The sequence below is a fragment of the Rossellomorea oryzaecorticis genome (assembly GCF_038405515.1).
Lineage (GTDB): Bacteria > Bacillota > Bacilli > Bacillales > Bacillaceae_B > Rossellomorea > Rossellomorea oryzaecorticis_A.
The window spans coordinates 27,480-49,900 of sequence record NZ_JBBYAF010000027.1 but is presented as its reverse complement, the minus strand read 5'-3'; the positions used below and the strand labels follow the sequence as shown (position 1 = coordinate 49,900).

Sequence of the window (22,421 nt, the reverse complement as noted above, 5' to 3'; positions counted from 1 at the left end):
AAGGGATAGAAGGCATAGGGGTTGCGTTTCCTTGCAGATGAATCGAGACCGTCTGTTTGGCAGTCGGTTTCGAGTTCGTTAGTTCGGAGGCTGCAACCTATTAAGGGGCTTCTAAATCAAAGAATCTATTAAAATATGTTATACTGAGACTAATTAAAATGAGGACGGAGGATTATGATGACTGGAATCATGACATTTAACGTAGGGGAAACGGTTGATTTGCATCTTCTCATCAAACAGATGACAAAAGGAACGACGAATACCGGAAAACCCTTTCTAACTCTTATTCTGCAGGATAAAAGCGGAGAGATGGAAGCGAAGCTTTGGGATGCGTCTGAACAAGATGAAAAAGCATACCAGCCGGAAACCATTGTGAAAGTGACAGGGGATGTACATAGCTATCGAGGAAAAAACCAGCTGAAGATCAAGCAGATCCGTCCCGCATCACCTGCAGATGGGCACACGATTTCAGATTTTTTACAAACGGCACCACTGTCTATCGACGAAATGACAAGCAAGATCACTCAATATATCTTTGAAATGAGAAATCCGAATATCCAACGCATCACAAGGCACCTGATCAAGAAATATCAGAAGCCGTTTCTCGAGTATCCCGCTGCTACGAAAAATCATCATGAATTCGTATCCGGGCTGGCATATCATGTCGTATCGATGCTGGACCTTTCGAAAGCAATCGCGAGCCTGTATCCGTCTCTTGACACAGATCTTTTGTATGCAGGTGTGATACTCCACGACTTAGGGAAGGTAATTGAGTTATCAGGACCAACATCAACGACTTATACTATTGAAGGTAACCTTATCGGCCATATCTCCATCATGGTGAATGAGATTGGAAAAACAGCCGAGGAACTGGGAATCGAAGGGGAAGAGGTCATGATTCTCCAGCACCTGGTATTAAGCCATCACGGTAAAGCTGAATGGGGAAGTCCAAAACCACCTATGATCCGTGAAGCTGAAATCCTTCACTATATCGATAATGTCGATGCAAAAATGAATATGCTCGACCGTGCACTCGAACGCGTAAAACCGGGTGAATACACCGAAAGGATCTTTCCACTCGATAATCGCACATTCTACAAACCGACATTTCATAAATAATATGATTGAATAATACAATCAATCAGTTCAGTTGGGAGACGTCTGAATCCAAAGCTGAACTGCTTTTATTGGAATTGCCCCTAGTGTAATAGACTTAATTAGTTTTGAGAGGTTCTAGCTTTTGATTGGAGTGCAAGACGAAGACTCCTATCAGAAAAGCGGAAGGGCTTTGAAGAGAGGCTTATGACATGTGCCTCTAAGCCCTGCAGCTGGACAGATAACTCTCCTTACGAAGCCGAGGAGGCTCACGGGTCACCCGCGGAAAGCGAAGTCTTGCACGGAAATCAACAGCGGTGTTTAAGAGCATCTTCTATTAGATAGTAAAAGCTACCAGCATTTTATTATAAAACTCCATTAATAGGTTATGTTTCCTCTTAAGAACTCATATAGTGTCAATAAGAGAGGACAAACTATAAGGAGATGAAGTAAATGACTCTACCAATTTGGATGTACTTCGTTGTGGCAGGAATCTTTGCCAGCGCCTTTATGACCATTAAATCGGCTAAAGAAGAAAAACAAGTGGAAGATGAATGGATCGAGAAAGAAGGAGCGGTCTATATTTCTCGTATGGAAGAAGAAAAGGAACGGAGACGTCAATTCTCCTAGGTGAATAATATACGTATAATAAAAGGAAGCCTGAAGATGAACTCAATCTTCAGGCTTCCTTTTCCTTTTTTTACTATTACTCTTATTCTTCAGCAGCTGGTGTTTGTTCGCTCTCAGGAGCCGGTGTTTCTCCATTTTCCGGAGCAGCCGGCGGATTCAATACTTGGTCAAACGATTTTTTCAGATCTTTATCTTTAATATTCAAGTCAGCCTTTTCAATCTCACGCTTCATGGCTTCCTGTATTTTTTGCGGATCTACTTTTGTAAGCTTTAATTCTTTTTCAAGTTCCTTTTTCATTTCATCAAATGACTTCTTTTCTTTCTTGTCAGTGACTTCGATGATATGAAATCCGTATTCGGTTTTGATCGGTTCGCTGATCTTTCCTTTTTCTAATGTGTCAAGAGCTTTAGAGAATTCAGGTACAAAATTTTGGCGGCCGGCATAATCGACCCACCCAAGGCTTCCGCCATTTTCCGCAGAACCTGGATCTTTCGAGTATTCTTTAGCAAGCTCTTCGAATTTACCGCCATCAGCTAATTTTTGTTTAACCTCTTTAGCTGTTTTCTCGTCATCAACAAGGATGTGACGGACTTGAATGTCAGGCTTCCATTTTTCGTAATACTCTTTAAGTTCTTTATCAGTTACTTTTACATCTGAAATCGCTGCTTTTTCCTGAAGCAATTGCAGCTTCAGATATTCTTTAAATGATTTTTCATCAAGGTTGTACTGCTGTAAGAACATTTCGAATTGTGGTCCCAATTGGTCTTTCGCTTCATTTAATTTTTGATCCACTTCTTTATCGCTGACTTCATATTTATCAGAAAGAACTTTTGTGTAAACAAGTTCTTGAAGAGCTTGTTCCATTTGAGGAGTAAACTTCTGTTTCATTGACTTATAAAGTTCTTCTTTTGTAACATCCCCTGCTTTAGTGGTTGCTACGACTTCACTGTTTTCTTCCCCGTCTCCGCTGCAGCCGGCAAGTCCTAACATTCCGGTGGCAAGTGTCACTGATATAATCCATTTTTTCATGCTGAACATCTCCTAAAAATATATATTCGTTTAATGGCTTGTCAAATTTCTACAATCCATACTATATCACACTTTTTCCATGAAAAAAAATATTTTCCAAGTTTAACTTGAGAAAAATAGGCATTTTACACACCCATTTCCCAGGTTCCTTCATATGATAAAAGCGAATAGAAAAAAGGAGGTAATAAATATGAGCTGTGGATACAATTCTGGATTCGCGTTAATCGTAGTGCTGTTCATCTTATTAATCATCGTTGGTGCCGCGTATCTTTACTAAAAAAAATTAGAAATATGACAAATGCCTAAACAAAAGGCGACTTACTTGAATAAGATACATTAGCGCTTCAAAGGAGGTGGAAAGTTATGGGTAACGCATACGGCGGAGGTTTCGCGTTAATTGTTGTACTGTTCATCTTGTTAATCATTGTAGGTGCAGCTTGGCTATAATTTAGCCTCAGGATAGTGTAGTGTTTCACCGGATAAGGACTAAAAGAGGGGGCGATACCTTTAGAAAGGCAGCCCCTTTTGCCTATTCTTATTCCGGTGGCTTTTCATAAATGAAAGGAGGAGCACATTATGTCTGGTGCTTACGGCGGAGGATTTGCGTTAATCGTTGTGTTATTTATTTTGTTAATTATCATCGGTGCAGCGTACGTTTGCTAATTGATGTAGATTAAAAAACCAGTCCCGATTTGAATCGGGACTGGTTTTTTATTGGATTAGGTAAACAATATTTCTATGTACGAAGATACCAAAAGAATTGTGATTAGAATGTTGATGGTTCTAAATACCTTCGGTTGGCGTTCTTCAGGTATTTCTTTTTGTAAGCATAGTGCGTTAGTCATTTTGTTTATATAAAATAAAATAAATACTGCAAATACTAAAAACATGGAGATCATTCTAACCCCTCCCCGTTATCTCCTATAAGCTATACGATACCAAAATATGAAAGAGAATGGTAGAGCCAGTATTGCCGAAATATTGGTAATAAATCAGAAGGATGATAGTAAGCCACAGCTTTTATGGAGCCTATGGATTTTATCATCCTTACTGATAAATGAGGATTTCATATCCTTCTTCATTCTCTTCGATTAATGCATTCTTAGGTGAATTCATCAACTGTTTTGCATAAATGAAATCAATTGCACAAATTCCTGAGTGGAACGCTAATAATATAGCGAAATAATGAGAGTAATGCGGGAACAGTATGCATCCGTAAAGTAAAATGCTGTTGATGACCAGGAAAGGTGCCAATAGGGCAATCATATACAGATACTTTGAAATCGGACGATCGACCCTCAGTGAAACGATAGGAAGGATCAAGAGCTTCCTGTCCCATCTCCATCTCATCTTCTTCACATAAGGAAAGATCGGTAACAAATGAATAAGCTTATGCAAAGGATAGATACTTAGCAGTCCAAAAACGAACCCGAGTGAGTGATTGTCGTAGAACGAATTGGAATACACTAAATTTATTGGTACGTATATAAAAGAGAATACCATCATCATGATAATAGATGAAAGTAAAAAGACTCGATAAAAACCAAATTGTCTTTCAAGATTGATTGTTTTCCAACAGTGCATAAAAAAATCGCCTCCATAGACGATAGTGTGTTAAATGAGCGCTTTACATACTTTATTACGATTGAAGGAAAAAATCAATACATAATTTAAGATTTTTTTCAGGTAAATTAGAACAACCGAAGTGAGGGGAGAGGATAATCCTTTGTGATATGATGCACAAGGAAGGAGGAAAGCAAAAAAAGCGGAAAAGTTTCTATATGTACTCCGCTTTTTAAAGATGGATTATTCTCTGTGATGAATGCTGCTTAGGCAGTGATTGATAGCTGCATGGTCCAAAACGTCTTTTGGTGACTGATTATCGTAGGTGACTTGCAGGCTCAACTGATCCCGATACGGTAAACGGAATCAGGCGAGTTCTTCTTCGTTTTCAAATAATTCATTGAGCTTTGAATTGTCTTCAGCAAATTCACTATCGATGTTATGGAAGGATTTCTCGAAGATCTCCATGAAGTCATTACCATAAATATTCCGAACGACTGACATCATTTCAATCATTTCAGGGAATTTTCCATATAGCTCTTTTAATGGGGCAACACCTTGAAAGATTGAATGTGTTTCCGGTTTATAATTTTTCATCAGCTCAAGCAGAATCTTCTCACCTTTATCAGTAAGCTGGATATACGTATTCCTTTTGTCATTATCGCGTTTTGAGAACTCCAGTAATTCCCGCTCTTCAAGCTTTTTTGAAAAGTTGAATGCTGTTGAAACGTGCATGACCCCGAACTTTGCGACATCAGAGATTGATGCTCCTTTAAGATGATAAGCAATCCAAAGGATATGATGTTCGTTGATATTTAAATCATAAGGCTTGATCCATTGCTGCCAGTCTTTTTCGATGGCCTTCCACAACGCTTTACTCAGCTGAGCCATACGTTGACTGAAGATGATCGCCTCTTTCAATGAATATTCTCTTTCTTCCATCCCTTACACCCACTTTGTTAGAAAATCTTTTCTTGCTATGCGCCTGTCCAGTATTCTCACTTAAACAGCTATCGATAAAAAGAAAGCGCTTTTATATTATTATGCCAATAAAATAAAAATTAATAAAGGATAAATTGACAAAATTTTTTGAAGTATGTGTTTTTATTTGTTTTCGTTTCTCTATGCCGCTTTTGATTTCCGTGCAAGACTTCGCTTTCCGCGGGTAGCCCGTGAGCCTCCTCGGCTTCGCCTGCGGGGTCTCACATAAGCTACTTTTCCCGCAGGAGTCTTCGTCTTGCACTCCAATCAAATGCTTGATCCGATAAAACGTAAGCACTTTTAAGAGTTAATGTTTCAGTTGCCAATTTAAACTTTAAATTTTTTTGTAATGAGAAAGAAGACCCGGTCTGCATTGTTTTAATAATGCAATGTAGGTCCTCTTTTCTCTGATTGGCAGATTGTGATTAATTTGCTTGATTATTGTGGTTCAATGAGCTTTCGAGTTCTTCGATTTTGGATTGGATCAATTGGATTTCCTGTTGAAGTTTCTGGTTGTTTGGTTCGGTTGATGCCTGCCATTGTTTTACGGATGCCTGGAGATCCTTTGAAATTTGCTGGACGGTTTCTTTTCCTTCTTGTGAAAGGGTGCTGATTGAATCCTTCAGTTCTCCCAGGTGCACTTTCATTTCTTCAAAGGTCTGGCTCCAATCTTCTTTCTTACTCTTGATTTGGTTTCTGAGTTCTTTTCCGGATGATGGGGTTGAAAGAAGTGAACTGATACTTCCGATCACACCGCCAATAATTAATCCGTAAGTAAGAGATTTTGCTTTCATATAAATCACCTCGTTATTCTATAATACTTACTTCTACAAAAAACATGTATATTCCTTTTTCCCTATTGAGAGGGAATGGAAACAAGTAAGTTCATATCAGCATTACTTTCCGCATAAAAATAAACGTAAGAGGCGGGGCAGAGGAGGGAAAAGAAGATGGACGGGATTATTTTCGGTTTTTTTGCTCTGAGCGGTGTGCTGTTTTTGTGTATGGTTTATAATTTCATCAGTATTAGAAGGCCCGGTATGTATCCTCCTAAAAATTTATTGAAAAGAAGAGCGTCGATTCTGGGATCAGGCGGGGTGATCACTTTCTTGATAGGGTTTTTATTCTGGATTGCTGCCTGAAGAAAAGAGCTTACAAAAAGGACTGTATTGCACCTGCAATACAGTCCTTAAATGATTAAGAAAGTTGTTCAGTTGTTACTATCTCTTTCATGCTTGAACGTTTTAAAATGGAGTGAACGATTGGATAAACGACGAACATTGCTCCGGCATTAACAATTGTTGCAGGCAGTACGACTGCCGCAAATAGTGCAAAGAATGCTCCTGGCAGTCCGACGATTAAGTATGCGGAAAGCAGGAATATGCTTCCTGATACAAGAGTACCTGCCGCTGTAAGTACGGAAGCCCCTATGACCGTACGCGTCACCTTTTGTGCAGTCAGGAATAATCCGTAAAACACAAAGGCTGTAATTGGTTTGTCAATTAAGTTGGGTAAAAAACCGCCTGGGAATTGTGTCGTTAAACCAGAAATGACTCCAGTCAGTACGCCAAGTAGCAAAACGTTCTTCTTGGCTGGAAACAGGATAATGCCCAAGAACATCATCGTAAGCATCATATCAGGTTTCATTCCTAAAAAGAATCCCGGAATCACCGTATGCAGAACGGCTCCGATCCCTACTAATAATGATAGGGATACAAGTGTTTTTGTATTCATTTCTCATCTCTCCTCAACTATTCTAACTTTTGTCCCCTCCTGATGTGCACTCGTTGCCATCAGCGAAAAGATAGGTACATTATAACACAGGGAAAAACAGTGTCAAAGATTTAATTTTCAAAAAAATACATCCGCCAACTGAATGTGACGGATGTGGTCTGCTTTATGAAATATGCTTAGAGATGGCGTTTGCGATTTCTTTCAGATCATCTCCGCTGTAGTCGTCGTTGTGTGTCTTCCAGACTGCTCCAAAGCCGTCTCCAGAGCCGTAGCGGGGGATGAAGTGCATGTGGAAGTGGAAGACAGACTGCCCGGCTTCTTCACCAGTATTGTTCAATAAATTGAATCCGATCGGCTCGAATTCAGATTTAAGTGCATTCGCGATTTTTGGGGCGACAGAGAATAGGTGACTTGCTGTTTCAGGCGTGAGTTCGTAGATGTTTTCTTTATGTACTTTCGGGATCAGCAAGGTATGTCCCTTTGTTACTTGGCTGATATCCAAAAATGCTAATACATGCTCGTCTTCGTATACCTTCATAGACGGAATATCGCCATTGATGATTTTACAAAAAATACAATCGCTCACATTGTTTCCACCTTTCAGTAATGGGGTTATGCCGTATATTTTACCACGAATAGAAATAGAAAGAAAAGGAAAGAAGAGACAGGAACGGTTTTCCTGCCTCTCTTTGAAGGGGTATTCATAAAGGTTTATCCGCCAAGTTTTCTTTCTTTGATAAACACCTCATTTGCTTTGTAGCTTAATCAGAGATCCCATTCTTGAATAGAATGAATACTTTGCAATGCGACCATCCCCTTATCTTTTAGCTGTATGCTTTAAGACAATAGAAACTATATGTGGTCTGCGACAAACACCTCATTTGGCTATAAGCATGATTTGTGTAATCTTGGAAAATGAATGACTTTGTTCAAAGTGACCATCCCCTTATCTTTTAAAGCTGTGAAGCTGTATAAGATAACTGATTCAGTCAAAATGTTCTTTAACAAACACCTCATTTATCAAATTTGTGATGAATGAATCGGTGAGTGTGTCATTCACTATGAAAGACGACTATCCTTTAAGCCGTAAACAATAGTGAAATCGGTTAACTGGTCTTTAACAACCACCCCGTTTTCTTATTGCTGGCCCCTTCAACAATAGAATGTGCAGATTTACGAGGGTTATGAATACTAATAATTGGAATGTGATTTGATTGTACGATGCCTTTAGTGAGAAATTTTGCTAGAATAGAGTAAACCGTAGAAGAGAAAGGACGTTGCTGCCCATGGCATTATTAGAGATCAATCACCTTGTAGGAGGCTATACACGTAAGCCTGTTTTAAAGGATATCAGCTTTTCAATCAATTCGAAGGAAATCGTCGGTTTGATTGGTTTGAATGGAGCAGGGAAAAGCACGACGATTAAACATATCATCGGCTTGATGGAACCGAAACAGGGCGAGGTTTCAATCAACGGGCATACATTGAAGAACCGCCCAGATCACTATCGCAAGCAATTCTCTTACATACCTGAAACACCTATTCTTTATGATGAATTGACTCTTGAAGAGCACTTGAAGCTCACAGCTATGGCTTATGGGTTGACTGAAGCTGAGTACAAAGGAAGAGTTGGGAAGCTTTTGAAGGCATTTCGGATGGAAAAGAAGCTTGGGTGGTTTCCGGCTCACTTTTCCAAAGGAATGAAGCAGAAGGTGATGATTATGTGCGCCTTTTTAATTCAACCAAGCCTGTATATTATCGATGAACCATTTGTCGGCTTGGACCCTCTTGGCATCCAGTCATTATTGGACTGGATGGAAGAAATGAAGGAGAGTGGGGCCGGTATCCTGATGTCCACCCATATCCTTGCGACAGCAGAGAGATATTGTGATTCCTTCATCATTCTTCATGAGGGGAAAATCAGGGCGAAAGGAACCTTGAAGGAGCTGCGATCGGAGTTTGCCATGCCCGATGCAACCCTTGACGACATCTATATTCAACTTACAAAGGAAGAGTCCGATAATGAATAATGTTGATAACATTTGGAAGAAACGGATTATAGACTACAATCAGGAACTGCAGAAGTATCTTAAATATATGTTCAATGATCATCTTCTTTTTGTTCTGATTTTTGCAGTGGGTGGTGCTGCTTTTACATACAATCAATGGGTTAAGACGCTTGAACCATCTTTTCCGGCAGCGTATATAATGGCATTCATATTGGGGCTGATTCTAGCATGGAGTCCAGTATATACGTTTCTTAAAGAAGCCGACGCTGTCTTTCTGCTTCCTCTTGAAAATAGGCTATCCGGGTATTTCAGGAAAAGTATCTGGATCAGCTTCATGTTCCAGTCTTATATCCAGCTTATTGTGTTGGCGGCACTGATGCCAATGTATGTGGCTGTGTCAGGTGATGGATTTAACAGCTTCTTTCCATTGCTTGCGCTTGTGCTTACTTTAAAAGTGTGGAATCTGTATGTCAGGTGGTTCATGCTCCGTTATCAGGAAAAAGAAGCCCACTGGATCGACAGTATCATCCGATTCTTATTATCCGGGTCCTTCCTGCTGCTGGTATTATCAGATGCTCCCACCCTAACGACTATTGCTGTCGGAGTCATCATGGCAGGATACTTATTTTATTTTTATCAGTCAACGAAAAAAAAGAATCTGAAATGGGATTTGCTGATACATCTCGAACAGCAAAGAATGCTGATGTTTTACCGTATTGCCAATATGTTTACGGATGTTCCTAAACTAAAGGGGAAGGTACATAGAAGAAGGTGGCTTGATTTCATTGTAAAAACCGATTTCTCCCAAGGGGATTCATATCGTCACTTATATCTTCGCTCCTTAGTCAGAACAAGTGAATACTCAGGATTGTATATTCGCCTGACCCTGATCGGCGCCGTATTGATTTATACGAATCAGTCGATTATCGTCAACATCCTTACTGCTCTATTATTCCTTTATTTAACGGGTTTTCAGCTTGTTCCTTTGTATAAGCGATTTGATTACAAAATCTGGGTGCTCATTTATCCGCTTTCCAAAGAATTGAAAACAACATCTTTTAAGAAGGTTTTGACTCAGTCCATGATGATACAATCAATTATCTTCACACTTCCTCTTGTTATGAAAGGTTTATGGTTGGAAGGAGTAATCATCCTGCTGGCAGGATTCTTTTTTTCATTACTGTTCAGTTCATACTATTTAGCTCAGCGATTGAAAAAAATGGATAGCAGCTTTTATTTGTGAAAAAATGGTCAGTCCATTTGCCTATAAGGTTTGATAAGACCAAAAGGTGGGGTTGATAATGAATGAAAGAGAAGAACTTGAAGCATGGAAACGGAAATTCAATAAGAAATCGTCGGTATTTCAACGTGTTTCTAAGCAGGCACAAAAGAAAGTGAATCAATATATTCCAGAAAAAGCCCACCGTTTGATTACAGATAGCATAAAGAAAATGGTGGAAGTCACTTTAAAGGGGAATGAATGGGTCAAGCTTTCAAAGGTGGCAGCCCTTCCTTCATTACAACAAAGAGAAGAGAGGATGAAAGAAAGACTCGATTTCCATCGGAAAGCAGCGGTCATCGAGGGGGCAGGTACGGGTGCAGGGGGCATTTTTCTCGGTCTGGCGGATTTCCCTTTACTGCTTTCCATCAAGATGAAATTTTTAAGCGAGTGCTCCGCCTTACATGGATATGATGTAAAAGAATATGAAGAGAGATTATTTCTACTCTACGTATTTCAACTGGCTTTCTCCAGTGATGATCATAAAAAAGAAACATTGAAAGTCATAGAGAACTGGAATGAGGAGAAAGAACAATTGAAGGAACTGGACTGGCGTGTCTTTCAACAGGAATATCGGGATTATATTGATTTTGTAAAAATGCTGCAGCTTGTCCCGGGAGTCGGGGCAGTTGTGGGGGCATATGCCAATTATCAGCTTCTTGATCAGCTTGGTGAAGTAGCAAAATTTGCTTATCGGATCCGCTTTTTTAGCGAAAATGATTAATCCCAATAGTAAAAGATCGGCCTCGGCCGATCTTTTACTATTTCTTTTGAACAGACCTGCCTGAATCTGCATGTTTTCTTTGGTAGTGAAAAGCAGCGGATGCCAATGTCTTGGCAGCGATCAACAGTGCTTTTTCATTGATGTCGAATTTAGGGTGATGATGTGGATAAAGCGTTTCTGCGTTTTCAGGGGCAGCCCCGGTAAAGAAGAAGGTTCCTTTTACTTTTTCCAAGTAGTAGGCAAAATCTTCTCCACCCATTTGCAGTTCGATTTCATCGACGTTATGAACTTCATCTATATCAGCTGCACATTGAATAAGAAGCTGGGTCTCCTCAGAGTGGTTTACAACTGCTGGATATCCACGTTCAAAACGATACTCATACTCACAGTTGAAGGACAAAGAGACTCCTTTGACGATTTGTTCGATTTCGGATTCGATGAAATCCCTGACTTCTGGATTGAAGGTGCGGACAGTACCGATGAGCTTAGCTTGATCTGCAATAACATTGAAGGCATTATCTGCAACAAAGGAGCCTACAGTGACGACGGCTGGATCTATCGGGTTCACCCGTCTGCTCACGATTTGCTGCAGGTCAGTTATAAGCTGAGCACCAGCAACAATTGCATCCTTTGTTTTGTGAGGCTGGGCACCGTGTCCGCCCGAACCTTTGATCACGATTTCAAAACGGTCTGCAGCTGCCATTATCGGTCCAGTTTTGAACAGGATTTTCCCAAGCTTCTCTGTTGCCCATAAATGAGTACCGAAGATTACATTCACACCATCCAGACAGCCATCCTCTATCATCGGCTTCGCACCGCCAGGAGCATATTCTTCGGCATGCTGATGGATGAGTTTGACTGTACCGGGAAGCTGGTCTTTAAGCTCATGCAGGGTCTTTCCCAAGACCAGCAGGGTGGCAGTATGGCCGTCGTGTCCGCAGGCGTGCATCACTCCAGGTACCGTGGAGCGGTATTCCACATCTTTCTCATCCTGGATGGGAAGAGCGTCAAAGTCCGCTCGCAAACCGACCGTCTTCCCGGGGAGCCTTCCATTAATTGTTGCCACTACACCATTACCACCTACGTTTTCACGGACATCGATTCCCAATCTGCGGTAATAATCAGCAATATATTTTGCTGTGTTTTTTTCCTGGAAAGATAATTCTGGATGTTGGTGGAGATGCCGTCTGATTTCTACCATTTCTGACCATCGTTCCTCTAATTTCTGATATAATTCTTTCAGCAAGATGAAACCTCCTTATAAATGGTGAAGATTTAGAATATTATAACATTAAACTAGAGGAACAAATAGCATAGTGAATGATAATAATAGTTGAAAGGAGGGTTGAAATGAAAAAAACATTTTACATTTCCGGCATTCTTTCATTTGTTCTTTTTATGACAATCGCCCACTTTGTGTATCATGAACTTTCTATGCCGTGGGACCCCTATTTAGTAGAAAGGTTGGACCATCTGCACTTTTTTGAAATCTTTTCTGTTGTCGGGACTGAACTCGTCATCGGCGGAGGTTCTATAGTACTGATTCTATATCTGTGGTGGATGAAAAAAGATTTCGCCGGTATCCTTACTGTCGTAGTCGCAGTTGCAGGAAGCAATGTGCTGAATAAAGTGATCAAGAATCTGATGGAAAGGGACAGACCGCCATTTCCGCACGGGGAAGATGGCTTCAGTTTTCCAAGCGGTCATGCAATGGTCGGCATTGTATTTTTGCTGACATCTGCCTATTTCATCAGCAAGGAAGTCTCTTCCATTCAATTGAAATGGGGCATATATATATCGACACTGCTGATTGGTTTTCTTACAGGACTGAGCAGAGTGGTGGAACAAGCCCATTACCCGTCAGATGTACTGGCTGGCTTCCTTGCAGGATTCTCCATCTTCACCCTGACCACTTTCCTATATGAAAAAAGGCCAACTTAAAAGGTCCGTCCCCATGCGTAACTGCAACGGGGACGGACCTTTGTTTTCTCAATTTGGGTATACGCCCGAATCTGTCCTATAGATTATGAAATTCGAAGAAAGGTGTGAAACGACAAATTTCGGTCTGGAGACGGAGTTTGAATCAGGCGGATGCTGCTCATCAAGGTGCTTAATTCCATTTATAATGAAAACAGAAACAGGAAACCAGAAGCTTTTCCCGAATCTATATAGAATGAAGGTGGTGTGGCAGTGAAGTACAGAGGAAAGAAGCAGTGGTTCTTCTCATTACTATTATTGATGGCTGGGGTCATGCTATTGCTGTTGAATATCGGTGTAATTTCCTTGGAAATAAAGAGGATATTTGTCAATATAATCCCTATTTTGTTGATACTAATCGGATTGAAATGGGTGGTTGACAGTTTTCTGAGGGAAAGATTTGGAAAATTATTCTTCGGTCTGTTCAGTCTTGTGTACGGTTCACTTATCCTTCTGGATGAATGGAATAAAGTCGATTTTAATTATGGAAGCTGGTGGAAACTGTGGCCATTATTTATTATTGCCATTGCGATTTACAGAGTAGCAATGAACAAATCGATTAAAGTGACCTATACCCATGAAGATATAAATAAGGAAAGAACAAAAGTTGAAGTCGATATTGGAGAGGAGCATGAGCCAAAGCCTAAAAAGCACAATATAAACAGAGGCTTCATTGTAGGCGAAATCAAATTAGCTGAGCCCAATTGGCCGTTGGAACCGATGAAGTTCCATAATGTGGTTGGAGACTATTATTTTGATTTAAGTAAAGCGTTTATCCCTGAAGGTGAGACACCGGTTGAAATAAAGGGGTGGGTAGGGGATGTGAAAGTGATCATCCCGGAAAATGTACCGGTAGAAATTACGATCAAGGTCAAGGTCGGTGAAGTGAAGTTATTTGAACAAAAATCTTCCGAAATCAGGTCTGACTTTTACTATCAATCACCGGGTTATGAGCAATCCAGCAAAAAAATTAAACTCTTGGTAAACGTAAAAGTAGCCTCGATCAGGATCAGTGAAGTATAAACTTGTTTGTCATTCACTTTAGAAGGGAGGGAAAGTAGTGGAACGTTCGCCTACAATCAGGAACTGGATTTTTAAAAGCTTTTTTATGATGGCAGTCATGGCGACCCTGATCTCTTTTGTAGTCCTTCAAATCTATTTGTTTATTTCTGATAATGAGGGTCTTTCACTCAGTCTTTCCATTTACCTGACAATTGCACTCTTTCTTATCTTACTATTATTAAGTGTATATTTTGGATTCCGGACCAGCTACACTTTCAAAGGGCGTATTGATGATATATCCACGTTTGTGACCTTATTAAGAAGCGGCAAGTTCTCGGCAAGGGTAGAAGGGGATGAGCAGGACGAGCTTGGGATTCTGGCTGATGAATTGAATCAGCTTGCAATCTACATTCAAGAACAGGTGAAATCATTGCAGCGTTTGGCTGATGAGAAATCAGAACTTGCCGAGCAGGCTCACGGTGCTGCCGTCATGGAGGAACGCCAGAGACTTGCAAGGGATCTGCATGACTCAGTCAGTCAGCAGCTGTTTGCACTGAATATGCTTTCATCAGCAGCCCATAAAAGCATTGGGAAAAATCCTGATAAAGTCGAAGAGATGATTAAACAGGTTGCCGAAATAGCTGCTAAGGCTCAAGGAGAAATGAGGGCGCTGCTTCTGCATTTAAGACCCATTGACCTAAAGGGTGAGAGCCTGTGTGAAGCTTTGACGATTCTTATTGAAGAAATAAAAGAGAAGACAAAACTTGAAATAGAAGCCACCCTTTATGGAATGGAGAATCTTTCAAAAGGGACGGAAACCCATATGTTCAGAATCATACAGGAGAGTCTTTCGAATATCCTCCGTCATTCCGGAGCAACGAAAGTAAAGATAATGACTGAGAAAAAAGAAGGGTTCGTGACCTTGTATATTAGTGACAACGGGAAAGGATTTAATTTAAAAGAAAGCAAGATGACGTCTTATGGACTGCAAACGATGAGAGAACGTGCCGAAGAAATCGGCGGATACTTTCAAATACGTTCGAAAGAAAAAGAAGGGACGTACATCGATTTGAGAATTCCGGTTTGAATGGAGTGGAGGGTACTATGCAGAAAGTCAAAGTGATGATTGTTGACGATCATGAGATGGTCAGGTTAGGGATTAAATCCTATCTGCTGACTGAAGATGGAATTGAGTTTCTTGGGGAAGCAAAGAGTGGAAATGAAGCCGTTCAGCTTGCAAAGATCTATAAACCGGACGTAATATTGATGGATCTTTTGATGGATGACGGCAACGGATTTGACGCTACTGAAAAGATACTATCCTTTCATGGCAGCTGTAAAATCATCATTCTCACAAGCTACTACGATGATGAAAAAGTATTTCCTGCCATTGAAGCAGGTGCTCATAGTTATCTTTTGAAAACTGCAAGTGCCGAAGAAGTCACTTCAGCGATTTATAAAGCGGCAAAAGGGGAGGCAGTGATTGCCTCCAAGGTCGCCGATAAAATGATGACACGGTTCAGACCACAAGAGAGAAAACCGCATGAAGATCTAACAACGCGGGAATTTGAAGTGTTAACATGTCTGGGGGAGGGAATGACCAATCAGGAAATTTCCGAAGTATTATATATAGGAATAAAGACGGTGAAAACACATGTGAGCAATATCTTAAGTAAACTGGGAGTAGCCGACCGGACGCAGGCGGCGATCTATGCCAATAGGAACGGGATCTTATATAAAAAAGAATAACGACTTCAAAAGGCTGACAGGAATCCCTGACAGCCTTTTGAAGTCGCGTTTCATACTTGGTTGCAGCCTGAGTGCTCAGGGAGCTCACTCTTCGCTGACCTGGTATTCCGTTACATAAGACGCACGGGGGAAAATATCTTTCTTGGCGTCGATTCCTTCCTCGGTTCCCCGTTTTTCATGTGCTTTCTGATATTGCTTTGAATCCTGCCACCCAAGGAAGCTTTGGCGGTCTTCCCAAAGAGTCATGATCACATATGTATCACTTTCCAATGGGCGAAGTACACGAATGGCGATAAAGCCTGGAACTTCTTCAATCAGACCTGCACGGTTCTTAAATCGGTATTCAAACAAGGGACGCCCTTCATCCGTAACAGGAATATTATTGAAGACAGCATATCCCTTTTTCTCCAATGAGCCGGATTGATCGACAATTTCATATCTCCTTGGTGACTCAAATACAGTTTCACCGTTTGTCTCATGAATCAGAAGAGCATCGGATTCCTGCATGAGGATCATATTTTCATCAGGGTGCTTTTTTGAGATCTTGCTTAGAAACTCGTGAGTTCCTGTCGTCATATACATCTTCATCGTCATTCACCTCTTTACTATACTTTCTTTGTTAATCTTCCCTTTTCCTTCCCATCTTTAACCTGATATCATCATTTTTTATGGTCTCAAAAATAAAATCGGCAAATTTATGACATTTTCTGTTGATAACTATACATTTTCCTTGTAAAAGTCTATAGTTTATAAGGGTTACAGTTTGTACGGTTAAACAATTTTAGAATTTTATTCATTTATAATACAATAGAACTAATGGATGATGGAAAGGTGGCCGACAGGTATGAAACAGATAAATGACACATTTTTAAGAGCTGCAAAAGGTGAAAAAACAGACTATACACCAGTATGGTATATGAGACAAGCGGGCCGTTCTCAGCCTGAGTATAGAAAAATAAAGGAAAAATATTCTCTTTTTGAGATTACGCATCAGCCTGAACTTTGTGCGTATGTGACGAGACTTCCGGTCGAACAATATGACGTGGATGCTGCTATTTTATATAAGGATATCATGTCGCCGCTTCCGGCAATCGGAGTGGATGTAGAGATCAAGTCTGGAATCGGCCCTGTTATCGACAATCCGATCCGTTCTGTGGCAGATGTTGAAAAACTGGGGGAAATCAATCCTGAAAGTGATGTTCCTTATGTACTGGATACAATTAAGCTTCTGACCCGCGAACAATTATCTGTTCCGTTGATCGGGTTTGCCGGAGCACCATTTACAATGGCAAGCTACATGATTGAAGGCGGGCCTTCGAAGAACTACAATAAGACGAAATCATTCATGTACTCTGAACCGAAAGCCTGGTTTGCCTTGATGGACAAGCTCGCTGATATGACGATTACGTACGGAAAAGCCCAAATTAAAGCAGGAGCATCGGCCTTCCAGATCTTTGATTCATGGGTAGGGGCTTTAAATGTACAGGACTACAGAACATTCATTAAGCCGATCATGGAAAAGATCTTTACTGCATTAAAAGAAGAAAATGTTCCGTTGATCATGTTTGGTGTGGGTGCCAGTCACTTGGCAAAAGAATGGCACGACCTTCCCATCGATGTAGTGGGGCTTGACTGGCGTCTGCCGATAACGGAAGCAAGGGAAATGGGTATTTCTAAAACCGTTCAAGGAAATCTTGACCCGGCTATCCTTCTCGCTCCTTGGGAAGTAATCGAGGAAAGAGCGAAGGCCATACTGGATCAAGGAATGGAACTGCCGGGCTACATCTTTAATTTGGGACATGGTGTATTCCCGTCCGTCAATCCTGACACGTTGAAACGTCTAACAGCATTTGTACATGAATACAGTGCGAAATGATGAAACCCTGTTACATCGATTCAATCAGACACTAAACATGAGGTGAAAATGAATGGCTAAAAAGAAGATGGGTCTCTTGGTTATGGCCTATGGAACCCCATATAAAGAAGAAGATATAGAACGCTATTACACTCATATCCGTCATGGCAGAACACCTTCTGAAGAAATGCTTGAAGACTTGCGAGGAAGATATGAAGCAATCGGCGGTATCTCGCCGCTCGCCAAGATCACGATGGATCAGGCTAAGGGTCTTGAGGAGTATTTGAATGCAATGCAGGATAAAATTGAATTTAAAATGTACCTTGGTTTGAAGCATATTGAACCATTTGTTGAAGATGCAGTAGAACAGATGCATAAAGACGGCATCGAGGAAGCTGTTTCCATTGTTCTTGCTCCACATTTTTCTACCTTCAGTGTTAAATCTTACAATGGAAGAGCGAAAGAAACAGCAGAGAAATTGGGCGGCCCTTCTATCACATCAGTAGAAAGCTGGTATGATGAGCCGAAATTCATAAGCTATTGGGTGGAGAAGGTCAAAGGAACGTTCAAGAGCATGAGTGAAGACGAGCGCCATAATGCCGTTCTTATTGTTTCTGCACACAGCCTTCCAGAGCGCATCCTTCAGTCTGGAGATCCTTATCCCCAGCAGCTGGAGGAAACGGCAAAAATGATAGCTGAAGGTGCGGGAGTAGAGAATTATGCCGTTGGATGGCAGAGTGAAGGGAATACCCCGGACCCATGGCTGGGCCCTGACGTTCAGGACTTAACACGCGAGCTTCACAAGGAAAAAGGATATAAAACCTTTGTCTATACTCCAGTAGGCTTTGTTGCCGATCATTTAGAAGTATTATATGATAATGACTATGAATGTAAAGTAGTTACGGATGAGATAGGTGCAAGCTACTATCGACCTGAGATGCCGAACGCTAAACCTGAGTTCGTTGACGCTATGGCAGATGTTGTATTAAAGCACTTGAATAAGTAAGTCATCTCTCATACCGGAATGATGAGGATGTGAAGGACTGTAGCTGATGAGTTCACTCTCAGGAGCTCAGTCCTTCTCTTTATTGAAAAGGAAGCTCCGCATGCTTCACATTTCATTTTCAGAATAATGAGCCAACTATGACCGTGAATCAGAAGAGGATAATAAATAGATAAAGAAGGCGATGTTTATGAGGGGACAACAAGTAAAAAAGGTTGTGGTCATTGGCGGAGGTATAACTGGTCTCGCAACCGCTTATTATTTGCAGAAGGAAATCAAAGAAGAGAACCTTCCCATCCAACTGAAATTAGTTGAGGCCTCACACCGGTTAGGGGGCAAAATCCAAACACTCATTAAAGACGGCTATGTCATTGAAAAAGGACCGGATTCCTTTGTACCTCAAAATTCAAGCCCGATCACTCTGGCTAAAGAAATCGGGATCCATGATACGCTTGTCAGCAGCGCGTGGGGAAAATCATTCGTTATTGCGGGCGGTGAACTATATCCTATGCCTGGCGGATCCATTATTGGAATTCCTACTCAAATAGCCCCGTTTATCACCACGAATTTATTCTCACTCACGGGTAAAATGAGAGCGGCGGCTGACTTTATCCTTCCGCGTTCACCCGTCACCGATGATCAATCACTGGGCAAATTCTTCAGAAGACGAATGGGGGATGAAGTAGTTGATAATCTGATCGAGCCATTACTGACAGGTATCTATGCAGGAGACATCGATCAACTAAGTCTTATGTCAACTTTTCCTGAGCTTCATCATATCGAACAAAAGCATCGCAGTCTGATCGCAGGTATTAAAAAAGCTGCTTCTCAGACTGAGAATGAGCAGAAGGATGGCAGATTCCTGACTTTCTCAAATGGACTTCAATCACTCGTAGACGGAGTGGAAGTCGCATTGGGACCTCAGACGATTAATAAAGGAATGAAGGTTTCTCACATCTACAAAGAAGCAGAGCAAGGCTACACGATCGAGTTTACAAACGGTCACACTCTGGATGCAGACAGTGTAGTGATCACGACCCCTCATCATTCCCTGCAGTCCATGTTTCCTTCCTGTCCATTCATGAATTATCTGAAAGAAATGCCGGCAACTTCAGTAGCCACTGTTGCAATGGGCTTCGATCAGTCTGCGATCAGAAAGAATATGGATGGGAACGAATTCATTGTATCAAGGAATAGTGACTATTCAATAACGGCATGCACATGGACTCATAAAAAATGGCCGCATAGCGCTCCTGATGGGAAGGTATTGCTGCGTTGCTATCTGGGGAAATCTGGGGATGAAACCATTGTGGACTTATCAGATGATCAGATTGAGCAAATCGTGCTCGAAGATTTAGGGAAAATCGTGGATTTGGAAGGAAAACCTGATTTTACAGTCGTCACCCGCTACAAGGATTCAATGCCGCAGTACACGGTAGGTCATAAAGAGCGGACGAAAGCCCTGTATCAGAACTTGGAGGAGAAGCTGCCGGGTGTTTTTATTGCCGGCAGTTCATTTGAAGGTCTGGGTATTCCTGAGTGCATCGAGCAGGGAGAAAAAGTGGTTCGGAAAGTAATGCAATATATGCAATAACAAGAGGACCTCCAGAACGGGGGTCCTCTTCCTGTAGCATCAGTCATTTTACTTTACGACTCTATATCCCGCATGCTGCATCACCCAGTTTTGGGGAAAAGCACTTCCAAGCACCCAATAGCTCAATCCCCTCAGTTTATACTCATCCAATGTACTATGCTTGGCTAATATGCTTCGGGCGTCTTCAAACCAGACTTCATGCTGCTGACCGGTTTCATCCCAATATTTAAAATAGGGTGCCTCATATTCATTGTCATATTCGATCCGAACCCCGTATTTACCGGCTAAATCAACAGCAGCAAGCGGCGATACGGTTTTGGCGAAGGTTCCGTCTACCCAAGGGACCTTCCAATCCCGCCCATATAGAGGCACGCCCATCATGATTTTATTACGTGGAATGACAGTTACCGCGTAATCCAATACTTTTCTTACTTCGTTGATGGGAGCAATCGCCCAGGGCCTTCCACCTGCCCATCCCCACTCGTAAGTCATGATCACGACAAAGTCGACGATTTCTCCATGTGCTTTATAATCATGAGCCTCATATAACAGCCCTTTTTGATCTTCCTTGATTTTAGGAGCCAGGGCAGTGGATACTGAGTATCCTTTCGGCTTAAGTGCCGCTGTAACCTTTCGAAGGAACCGGTTATAATTTTCACGGTCTTCGGGATAGACGTATTCGAAGTCAAAATTCACACCCTTATACCCCTTGGTTTCCATGGTTTTTATCAGACTTGAAATAAGAGTAGTTTGAAGTGTTTCGCTTCGAATAAGGGCAGCTGCTAGATCCGAGTCAAACATGGTACCGGAATAATTAGTCAATACAAGCAGCGGATTAACATTCGTGTCATAAGCTGCGGAAATTAACCCCTCATCATTTAAAGCAGTGAGGGTCCCATCTTCTTCAAATGAATAAGTGAAAGGAGATAAATACGTAAAGTAATTTCCTAATCCCCTTACCTCACCCACCCCTTCAGTGCCGGTACGTGTGATATATGCATTTACTTCAGTTGTTTTTCTTTTATTGGGAATTCTGATTTTCTGGTCGGGGTAGATGAGTGAAGGGTTAGAAATTTGATTTGCATTTAGAATGTCCTGCAAACTAACTTTATAGTTGTAAGAGATGGTATAAAGAGTGTCCCCTGATTTGACGGTATGGATGAAGTATGGAAGCACGATCAGCTGTCCGATATAAAGCTGAGAAGGATTTGCAATTTGGTTGAAATCGATCAGTTCCTGCAGGCCGATGTTGACTTTTTGGCTGATTCTATTTAGAGTATCGCTCGGCTGTACGATATATTCTTTATAGGGTTCGGGGATGATGAGACTTTGTCCAATAATAAGTACGTTTATATTTCTTAATTGATTTCCATGGGAAATCTGGGACATGTCAACGTTGAATTTCCGGGCAATGGACCAAAGCGTATCACCGCTTTTTACAACATAGATATTCATATGGCACCTCCTAGCCTGAGTGTTCTATATAGCTTATTCATGAAGGCTTATGTAATATGTACAATAATAAGAGTTGTATATTTGTTTAAGATATGATAAATTATTGATTGTGAAAAATGACTGAATTTCATTTTCGGTCATGAAGTCATAAAGAGGTGAGGGAATGGCAGTTAATAGGAAACAACAAATTTTAGAGGCAGCTTCCAAGTCCTTTTCTTTATTTGGTTATAAAGCAACGACCATGGATCAGGTCGCTAAGCTTGCGAACGTTGGTAAAGGCACCATTTATACGTTTTTTAAAAATAAGGAAGAATTGTTTGATGAGATAGTCACATCATTAATCAATGAAATGAAAAAGGAAGCAGAGGAAGTGATTGACCCTCAAGAATCTTTTTCAGTGAATGTTCATCGTGGACTGTTTCGCCTGCTGGAATTCCGTAAAGAGCACAAGCTGACGATTAAGCTGTATCAGGAAGCAAGAGAAATCGGCACCCCTGCGGTATCAGAAGTGATTGATCGGATGGAGAAAGTGGTCATTGAGTTTTTGAGTCATCGAATTGAAAAAGCAATTGCCTCAGGAGCGATTAAGCCATGTAATCCAGAAATGACCGCATTTATTATGTTGAAGCTATATGTCTCATTGATCTTTGATTGGGAACGTGCCCATGGTCCGCTCGATAAGGACGAAATTTCCAATCTGTTTGAACTGTATCTTATTAAAGGGTTATCTGCCGGATAGTC

General features: G+C 41.1%; 27 protein-coding genes. 17 read left to right on the top strand and 10 right to left on the bottom strand.

Translation table 11 applies throughout. From position 1 onward, the window contains the following. Positions 1 to 174 precede the first annotated feature (174 nt). Both yhaM and AAEO50_RS13955 read left to right on the top strand, forming a co-directional pair. On the top strand, positions 175 to 1,119 hold the full coding sequence (yhaM, locus tag AAEO50_RS13960) for a 3'-5' exoribonuclease YhaM (protein WP_341984690.1): 945 nt from the start codon (positions 175 to 177) through the stop codon (positions 1,117 to 1,119). 429 nt (positions 1,120 to 1,548) lie between these two features. Next, positions 1,549 to 1,725 carry a sporulation YhaL family protein gene (locus AAEO50_RS13955; protein ID WP_341984687.1) on the top strand — a complete coding sequence of 59 codons (177 nt, stop codon included), beginning with the start codon at positions 1,549 to 1,551 and terminating at the stop codon, positions 1,723 to 1,725. A gap of 82 nt (positions 1,726 to 1,807) precedes the next feature. On the opposite strand, the gene AAEO50_RS13950 is transcribed toward AAEO50_RS13955, so the two are convergent. Continuing rightward, positions 1,808 to 2,755, bottom strand: a complete 948-nt coding sequence (locus AAEO50_RS13950; protein WP_341984685.1) for a peptidylprolyl isomerase — start codon at positions 2,753 to 2,755, stop codon at positions 1,808 to 1,810. A 190-nt stretch (positions 2,756 to 2,945) separates the two neighbouring features. Here AAEO50_RS13950 and AAEO50_RS13945 point away from each other — a divergent pair, with 190 nt between their 5' ends. The 3 genes from AAEO50_RS13945 to AAEO50_RS13935 all read left to right on the top strand — a co-directional run bounded on the left by AAEO50_RS13945 (position 2,946) and on the right by AAEO50_RS13935 (position 3,418). After that, entirely contained in the window at positions 2,946 to 3,032 is an 87-nt protein-coding gene (locus AAEO50_RS13945; protein WP_032089275.1) for a YjcZ family sporulation protein, read from the top strand. 86 nt (positions 3,033 to 3,118) lie between these two features. Further along, positions 3,119 to 3,202, top strand: a complete 84-nt coding sequence (locus AAEO50_RS13940) for a YjcZ family sporulation protein (protein ID WP_032089274.1) — start codon at positions 3,119 to 3,121, stop codon at positions 3,200 to 3,202. Between the two features lie 129 nt (positions 3,203 to 3,331). After that, positions 3,332 to 3,418, top strand: a complete 87-nt coding sequence (locus AAEO50_RS13935) for a YjcZ family sporulation protein (protein ID WP_082051156.1) — start codon at positions 3,332 to 3,334, stop codon at positions 3,416 to 3,418. A 56-nt stretch (positions 3,419 to 3,474) separates the two neighbouring features. On the opposite strand, the gene AAEO50_RS13930 is transcribed toward AAEO50_RS13935, so the two are convergent. The 4 genes from AAEO50_RS13930 to AAEO50_RS13915 all read right to left on the bottom strand — a co-directional run bounded on the left by AAEO50_RS13930 (position 3,475) and on the right by AAEO50_RS13915 (position 6,093). Then, positions 3,475 to 3,654 (bottom strand): hypothetical protein, encoded by a 180-nt coding sequence (locus AAEO50_RS13930; protein ID WP_034763303.1) that lies wholly within the window; start codon positions 3,652 to 3,654, stop codon positions 3,475 to 3,477. Positions 3,655 to 3,802: 148 nt separating this feature from the next. Continuing rightward, positions 3,803 to 4,339, bottom strand: coding sequence for a DUF3267 domain-containing protein (locus AAEO50_RS13925; RefSeq protein WP_341984672.1), 537 nt, complete (start codon positions 4,337 to 4,339; stop codon positions 3,803 to 3,805). Positions 4,340 to 4,684: 345 nt separating this feature from the next. Next, the gene (locus AAEO50_RS13920) at positions 4,685 to 5,260 is read right to left on the bottom strand and encodes an HTH-type transcriptional regulator Hpr (RefSeq protein WP_341984670.1); all 576 of its coding nucleotides are present in this window, start codon (positions 5,258 to 5,260) and stop codon (positions 4,685 to 4,687) included. Between the two features lie 464 nt (positions 5,261 to 5,724). Next, positions 5,725 to 6,093, bottom strand: a complete 369-nt coding sequence (locus tag AAEO50_RS13915) for a YtxH domain-containing protein (RefSeq protein ID WP_341984668.1) — start codon at positions 6,091 to 6,093, stop codon at positions 5,725 to 5,727. Between the two features lie 156 nt (positions 6,094 to 6,249). Between AAEO50_RS13915 and AAEO50_RS13910 the strand changes: the two genes are divergently transcribed. Continuing rightward, a complete protein-coding gene (locus AAEO50_RS13910; RefSeq protein WP_341984666.1) occupies positions 6,250 to 6,441 on the top strand; it encodes a hypothetical protein in 192 nt (63 codons plus the stop codon). Positions 6,442 to 6,496: 55 nt separating this feature from the next. Here AAEO50_RS13910 and AAEO50_RS13905 read toward each other — a convergent pair whose 3' ends face one another. Both AAEO50_RS13905 and AAEO50_RS13900 read right to left on the bottom strand, forming a co-directional pair. Continuing rightward, the gene (locus AAEO50_RS13905) at positions 6,497 to 7,033 is read right to left on the bottom strand and encodes a tryptophan transporter (protein ID WP_341984664.1); all 537 of its coding nucleotides are present in this window, start codon (positions 7,031 to 7,033) and stop codon (positions 6,497 to 6,499) included. A 163-nt stretch (positions 7,034 to 7,196) separates the two neighbouring features. Next, entirely contained in the window at positions 7,197 to 7,619 is a 423-nt protein-coding gene (locus AAEO50_RS13900) for an HIT family protein (protein ID WP_341984662.1), read from the bottom strand. A gap of 700 nt (positions 7,620 to 8,319) precedes the next feature. Here AAEO50_RS13900 and AAEO50_RS13895 point away from each other — a divergent pair. From AAEO50_RS13895 to AAEO50_RS13885, 3 genes are read left to right on the top strand one after another with little or no spacing between them, the layout of a single operon-like run. Beyond that, complete coding sequence (locus tag AAEO50_RS13895) at positions 8,320 to 9,063, top strand: ABC transporter ATP-binding protein (RefSeq protein WP_341984660.1); 744 nt, start codon at positions 8,320 to 8,322, stop codon at positions 9,061 to 9,063. Beyond that, complete coding sequence (locus AAEO50_RS13890) at positions 9,056 to 10,285, top strand: ABC transporter permease (protein ID WP_341984659.1); 1,230 nt, start codon at positions 9,056 to 9,058, stop codon at positions 10,283 to 10,285. Before AAEO50_RS13895 ends, AAEO50_RS13890 begins: the two co-directional genes overlap by 8 nt. A 58-nt stretch (positions 10,286 to 10,343) precedes the next feature. Further along, complete coding sequence (locus tag AAEO50_RS13885; protein ID WP_341984657.1) at positions 10,344 to 11,045, top strand: EcsC family protein; 702 nt, start codon at positions 10,344 to 10,346, stop codon at positions 11,043 to 11,045. Between the two features lie 37 nt (positions 11,046 to 11,082). On the opposite strand, the gene AAEO50_RS13880 is transcribed toward AAEO50_RS13885, so the two are convergent. Beyond that, positions 11,083 to 12,291 carry a M20 family metallopeptidase gene (locus AAEO50_RS13880; protein WP_341984655.1) on the bottom strand — a complete coding sequence of 403 codons (1,209 nt, stop codon included), beginning with the start codon at positions 12,289 to 12,291 and terminating at the stop codon, positions 11,083 to 11,085. A 104-nt stretch (positions 12,292 to 12,395) separates the two neighbouring features. Here AAEO50_RS13880 and AAEO50_RS13875 point away from each other — a divergent pair, with 104 nt between their 5' ends. From AAEO50_RS13875 to AAEO50_RS13860, 4 genes are all read left to right on the top strand, one after another. Then, positions 12,396 to 12,986: a phosphatase PAP2 family protein gene (locus AAEO50_RS13875; protein ID WP_341984652.1), complete on the top strand. Its 591-nt coding sequence runs from the start codon at positions 12,396 to 12,398 to the stop codon at positions 12,984 to 12,986. 249 nt (positions 12,987 to 13,235) lie between these two features. Beyond that, on the top strand, positions 13,236 to 14,045 hold the full coding sequence (gene liaF, locus AAEO50_RS13870) for a cell wall-active antibiotics response protein LiaF (RefSeq protein ID WP_341984650.1): 810 nt from the start codon (positions 13,236 to 13,238) through the stop codon (positions 14,043 to 14,045). Positions 14,046 to 14,082: 37 nt separating this feature from the next. Then, positions 14,083 to 15,111: a sensor histidine kinase gene (locus tag AAEO50_RS13865; protein ID WP_341984648.1), complete on the top strand. Its 1,029-nt coding sequence runs from the start codon at positions 14,083 to 14,085 to the stop codon at positions 15,109 to 15,111. 17 nt (positions 15,112 to 15,128) lie between these two features. Beyond that, on the top strand, positions 15,129 to 15,773 hold the full coding sequence (locus AAEO50_RS13860) for a response regulator transcription factor (protein WP_341984646.1): 645 nt from the start codon (positions 15,129 to 15,131) through the stop codon (positions 15,771 to 15,773). Between the two features lie 84 nt (positions 15,774 to 15,857). On the opposite strand, the gene AAEO50_RS13855 is transcribed toward AAEO50_RS13860, so the two are convergent. Further along, entirely contained in the window at positions 15,858 to 16,361 is a 504-nt protein-coding gene (locus tag AAEO50_RS13855; protein ID WP_341984699.1) for an antibiotic biosynthesis monooxygenase, read from the bottom strand. 256 nt (positions 16,362 to 16,617) lie between these two features. On the opposite strand from AAEO50_RS13855, the gene hemE reads away from it, so the two are divergent. The 3 genes from hemE (at position 16,618) to hemY (ending at position 20,225) form a co-directional block, all read left to right on the top strand. Then, on the top strand, positions 16,618 to 17,649 hold the full coding sequence (gene hemE / locus AAEO50_RS13850) for a uroporphyrinogen decarboxylase (protein WP_341984644.1): 1,032 nt from the start codon (positions 16,618 to 16,620) through the stop codon (positions 17,647 to 17,649). Positions 17,650 to 17,701: 52 nt separating this feature from the next. Then, positions 17,702 to 18,634 carry a ferrochelatase gene (gene hemH / locus AAEO50_RS13845; protein ID WP_341984642.1) on the top strand — a complete coding sequence of 311 codons (933 nt, stop codon included), beginning with the start codon at positions 17,702 to 17,704 and terminating at the stop codon, positions 18,632 to 18,634. 187 nt (positions 18,635 to 18,821) lie between these two features. Continuing rightward, positions 18,822 to 20,225, top strand: coding sequence for a protoporphyrinogen oxidase (gene hemY, locus AAEO50_RS13840; RefSeq protein WP_341984640.1), 1,404 nt, complete (start codon positions 18,822 to 18,824; stop codon positions 20,223 to 20,225). A 48-nt stretch (positions 20,226 to 20,273) separates the two neighbouring features. Here the strand turns inward: hemY and AAEO50_RS13835 are convergent, their stop codons facing one another. Then, positions 20,274 to 21,680, bottom strand: coding sequence for a glycoside hydrolase family 18 protein (locus AAEO50_RS13835; RefSeq protein ID WP_341984637.1), 1,407 nt, complete (start codon positions 21,678 to 21,680; stop codon positions 20,274 to 20,276). A 163-nt stretch (positions 21,681 to 21,843) separates the two neighbouring features. Here AAEO50_RS13835 and AAEO50_RS13830 point away from each other — a divergent pair, with 163 nt between their 5' ends. Next, complete coding sequence (locus AAEO50_RS13830; RefSeq protein ID WP_341984635.1) at positions 21,844 to 22,419, top strand: TetR/AcrR family transcriptional regulator; 576 nt, start codon at positions 21,844 to 21,846, stop codon at positions 22,417 to 22,419. Positions 22,420 to 22,421: the final 2 nt, after the last annotated feature.

What these genes read in the sequence shown, in the direction of transcription:
- AAEO50_RS13920 (WP_341984670.1), bottom strand. Translation starts at nt 5,260, where the DNA reads ATGGAAGAAAGAGAATATTCATTGAAAGAGGCGATCATCTTCAGTCAA.
- AAEO50_RS13885 (WP_341984657.1), top strand. Translation starts at nt 10,344, where the DNA reads ATGAATGAAAGAGAAGAACTTGAAGCATGGAAACGGAAATTCAATAAG.
- hemY (WP_341984640.1), top strand. Translation starts at nt 18,822, where the DNA reads ATGAGGGGACAACAAGTAAAAAAGGTTGTGGTCATTGGCGGAGGTATA.
- AAEO50_RS13910 (WP_341984666.1), top strand. Translation starts at nt 6,250, where the DNA reads ATGGACGGGATTATTTTCGGTTTTTTTGCTCTGAGCGGTGTGCTGTTT.
- AAEO50_RS13855 (WP_341984699.1), bottom strand. Translation starts at nt 16,361, where the DNA reads ATGAAGATGTATATGACGACAGGAACTCACGAGTTTCTAAGCAAGATC.
- AAEO50_RS13890 (WP_341984659.1), top strand. Translation starts at nt 9,056, where the DNA reads ATGAATAATGTTGATAACATTTGGAAGAAACGGATTATAGACTACAAT.
- AAEO50_RS13945 (WP_032089275.1), top strand. Translation starts at nt 2,946, where the DNA reads ATGAGCTGTGGATACAATTCTGGATTCGCGTTAATCGTAGTGCTGTTC.
- yhaM (WP_341984690.1), top strand. Translation starts at nt 175, where the DNA reads ATGATGACTGGAATCATGACATTTAACGTAGGGGAAACGGTTGATTTG.
- hemE (WP_341984644.1), top strand. Translation starts at nt 16,618, where the DNA reads ATGAAACAGATAAATGACACATTTTTAAGAGCTGCAAAAGGTGAAAAA.
- AAEO50_RS13925 (WP_341984672.1), bottom strand. Translation starts at nt 4,339, where the DNA reads ATGCACTGTTGGAAAACAATCAATCTTGAAAGACAATTTGGTTTTTAT.
- AAEO50_RS13915 (WP_341984668.1), bottom strand. Translation starts at nt 6,093, where the DNA reads ATGAAAGCAAAATCTCTTACTTACGGATTAATTATTGGCGGTGTGATC.
- AAEO50_RS13950 (WP_341984685.1), bottom strand. Translation starts at nt 2,755, where the DNA reads ATGAAAAAATGGATTATATCAGTGACACTTGCCACCGGAATGTTAGGA.
- AAEO50_RS13875 (WP_341984652.1), top strand. Translation starts at nt 12,396, where the DNA reads ATGAAAAAAACATTTTACATTTCCGGCATTCTTTCATTTGTTCTTTTT.
- AAEO50_RS13895 (WP_341984660.1), top strand. Translation starts at nt 8,320, where the DNA reads ATGGCATTATTAGAGATCAATCACCTTGTAGGAGGCTATACACGTAAG.
- AAEO50_RS13940 (WP_032089274.1), top strand. Translation starts at nt 3,119, where the DNA reads ATGGGTAACGCATACGGCGGAGGTTTCGCGTTAATTGTTGTACTGTTC.
- hemH (WP_341984642.1), top strand. Translation starts at nt 17,702, where the DNA reads ATGGCTAAAAAGAAGATGGGTCTCTTGGTTATGGCCTATGGAACCCCA.
- AAEO50_RS13905 (WP_341984664.1), bottom strand. Translation starts at nt 7,033, where the DNA reads ATGAATACAAAAACACTTGTATCCCTATCATTATTAGTAGGGATCGGA.
- AAEO50_RS13955 (WP_341984687.1), top strand. Translation starts at nt 1,549, where the DNA reads ATGACTCTACCAATTTGGATGTACTTCGTTGTGGCAGGAATCTTTGCC.
- AAEO50_RS13930 (WP_034763303.1), bottom strand. Translation starts at nt 3,654, where the DNA reads ATGATCTCCATGTTTTTAGTATTTGCAGTATTTATTTTATTTTATATA.
- AAEO50_RS13830 (WP_341984635.1), top strand. Translation starts at nt 21,844, where the DNA reads ATGGCAGTTAATAGGAAACAACAAATTTTAGAGGCAGCTTCCAAGTCC.
- AAEO50_RS13935 (WP_082051156.1), top strand. Translation starts at nt 3,332, where the DNA reads ATGTCTGGTGCTTACGGCGGAGGATTTGCGTTAATCGTTGTGTTATTT.
- AAEO50_RS13835 (WP_341984637.1), bottom strand. Translation starts at nt 21,680, where the DNA reads ATGAATATCTATGTTGTAAAAAGCGGTGATACGCTTTGGTCCATTGCC.
- AAEO50_RS13860 (WP_341984646.1), top strand. Translation starts at nt 15,129, where the DNA reads ATGCAGAAAGTCAAAGTGATGATTGTTGACGATCATGAGATGGTCAGG.